The 2,443-nt window shown below is 44.4% G+C and carries 2 protein-coding genes and 4 tRNA genes; 5 read left to right on the forward strand and 1 reads right to left on the reverse strand.

Annotated features, from left to right (window positions below; all coding sequences use genetic code 11):
- Window positions 1-30 precede the first annotated feature (30 nt).
- The 4 genes from VHA02S_RS24510 (at window position 31) to VHA02S_RS24525 (ending at window position 410) form a co-directional block, all read left to right on the forward strand.
- Window positions 31-106 (forward strand) — tRNA-Thr (locus VHA02S_RS24510).
- A gap of 21 nt (window positions 107-127) precedes the next feature.
- Window positions 128-203, forward strand: a tRNA-Asn gene (locus VHA02S_RS24515).
- Window positions 204-243: 40 nt separating this feature from the next.
- Window positions 244-319 (forward strand) — tRNA-Thr (locus tag VHA02S_RS24520).
- 15 nt (window positions 320-334) lie between these two features.
- A tRNA-Asn gene (locus tag VHA02S_RS24525) sits at window positions 335-410 on the forward strand.
- Window positions 411-568: 158 nt separating this feature from the next.
- On the opposite strand, the gene VHA02S_RS24530 is transcribed toward VHA02S_RS24525, so the two are convergent.
- Window positions 569-2,005, reverse strand: coding sequence for an NAD-dependent succinate-semialdehyde dehydrogenase (locus VHA02S_RS24530; protein WP_009697574.1), 1,437 nt, complete (start codon window positions 2,003-2,005; stop codon window positions 569-571).
- A gap of 86 nt (window positions 2,006-2,091) precedes the next feature.
- Here VHA02S_RS24530 and VHA02S_RS26235 point away from each other — a divergent pair, with 86 nt between their 5' ends.
- A complete protein-coding gene (locus VHA02S_RS26235; protein ID WP_009697573.1) occupies window positions 2,092-2,253 on the forward strand; it encodes a hypothetical protein in 162 nt (53 codons plus the stop codon).
- The last annotated feature ends 190 nt before the right edge of the window (window positions 2,254-2,443 follow it).

Here is a 2,443-nt window from a genome sequence, read left to right on the forward strand (position 1 = left end):
TAACACGAACAATAGAAAGAATAACGGTACGCCGACTTAGCTCAGTAGGTAGAGCAACTGACTTGTAATCAGTAGGTCACCAGTTCGATTCCGGTAGTCGGCACCATTTATTCTTAAACAAGATAATTCCTCCTTAGCTCAGTTGGTAGAGCGACGGACTGTTAATCCGCAGGTCACTGGTTCAAGTCCAGTAGGAGGAGCCATCTTTCGGTTAGTAAGTCGATTACTTATTAACGAAAATGTGCCGACTTAGCTCAGTAGGTAGAGCAACTGACTTGTAATCAGTAGGTCACCAGTTCGATTCCGGTAGTCGGCACCACTTATTAAAATTTGTTCCTCCTTAGCTCAGTTGGTAGAGCGACGGACTGTTAATCCGCAGGTCACTGGTTCAAGTCCAGTAGGAGGAGCCATATTAGAAAAAGCCGCATCACTTGATGCGGCTTTTTTGCATCTGAAGAAAACGCACCGCTCCCTCTCTTCACCCAACTTTATCTCAATAAACAAAAAGCCAGGCGATGTACCTAGCTTTCTCTTTTTGTATCGTATCAATGAGTGTCTAAGCGGAAGGCTAGCTCAAACCGCCAAGGCAGATGTACTTCGTCTCTAGATACTCATCCATGCCTTGCTTAGCCCCTTCACGACCAATGCCTGATTCTTTGATCCCACCAAACGGTGCCACTTCCGTAGAGATAATTCCTTCATTTACCCCCACCATGCCATATTCCAAACCTTCACTAAATTTGATGATGCGCTTCAAGCTATCGGTGTAGAAGTAACAAGCTAAACCATATTCAGTGTCATTCGCCATCGAGAGCACTTGCTCATCATCATCAAAACTAATGACTGGCAGAACCGGGCCAAACAGCTCTTGTTGCACTATCGCCATACCTTGTTCCACATTATCTAAGATAACAGGCTCCATAAAGCGCCCAGAGCGTTTTTGAGGCAGATTAAGCATCGCTGCCCCTTCTTGTACTGCCTGATCGATCACTGCTTCTAGACGATGCTTAGAAGCCATTGTAATCACAGGACCAAGAGTTGTATTTTTCTCAAGACCATTACCGACCGTCAGGCTTGTTACCTTATCTAGAAGCTTAGTTAAGAACGCCTCTTTTACGTTCTGATGCACATACAAGCGGTTGGTACACACACAGGTTTGTCCGGCATTACGAAACTTAGAGGCAATCAAGCCATTCGCCGCAGCTTCTAAATCTGCATCGTCAAAAACAATAAAAGGCGCATTGCCACCTAATTCCATAGAAGCGGCTTTAACCGTATCACTTGCCTGCTTCATCAAGATCTTGCCGACACGTGTCGAACCCGTGAAAGAGATCTTCTTAATTCGCGGATCGGTACTTAATACCAAACCAAACTCTGCCGCTTGCTCAGAAACAACGGTAGACAATAGAGCTTTAGGGATGCCAGCCTGGTGAGCAAGCTCAACCACAGCCAGAGCAGTCAAAGGCGTTAATTCAGAAGGTTTAATGATCATCCCACATCCCGCAGCCAAAGCAGGAGCCGCTTTTCGAGTGATCATTGCAATAGGGAAATTCCATGGTGTAATCGCAGCACACACGCCGACAGGCTGTTTAATGGTAGAGAGTCGTCTATCTACCGCTGGTGCAGGTATAACCTCACCATAGGCGCGCTTAGCCTCTTCTGCGAACCATTCAACAAAAGATGCTCCATATGCGACTTCTCCACGACTTTCAGAAAGCGGTTTGCCTTGTTCTAAGGTAATGATGTTAGCAATATCTTCCGTGTGCTCTACAAGCAATTGAAACCACTTTTTCAGCGAAGCGGAACGTACTTTAGCACTGAGTTTTTCCCACTCAACTTGAGCCGCTTTACACGTTTCTATTTGCACATCTAGCTCGTCCAAAGAGCTAGGTTTTAAGCGAATCAGTTCTTGCTCAGTCGCAGGGTTAATAACTGCAATCCCATCTTGAGAAGACAGGCTTTCGAATAAGACTCTTAGTGTTTCACTTTGTATCTGCTGCATCATTAGGTTGTACTCCCAAAAGAACCTTTACTAGGTTAATCCTTCTGACAAATAAGAGTAAAGCAAACAAAGTTTTCTTCAGCGTAAATATGAGAAGTGATGACCAAGTACAGTTAACCAGTGATACAGAGAAGGGAACACAAACAGAGATTGCTATGATTGAAGAAGATAAGTATTTGGTGGGTCATAAGATAAACCCTGTCTTTGATGTAAGAGAGCAAATAGAGGGTATCTCAGACGTAACCAAATGATAGGTTAGATTTCTCAATACTCGTGGAAAGACTGGGGTGCGAATGTAGAGCTTTATCTGAATAAGTGGTTGAGCTTGTAGGCTACAGATAAAACCTTGCGAGACTTATTTACCCATAAGAGAAAATCATGTTTCCTAAAACGACAAAACCCAGTCCGAGGACTGGGTTTCTAAATAAGTGGCGGACGGTC

Source organism: Vibrio harveyi NBRC 15634 = ATCC 14126 = KCTC 12724, from assembly GCF_001591145.1.
GTDB lineage: Bacteria > Pseudomonadota > Gammaproteobacteria > Enterobacterales > Vibrionaceae > Vibrio > Vibrio harveyi.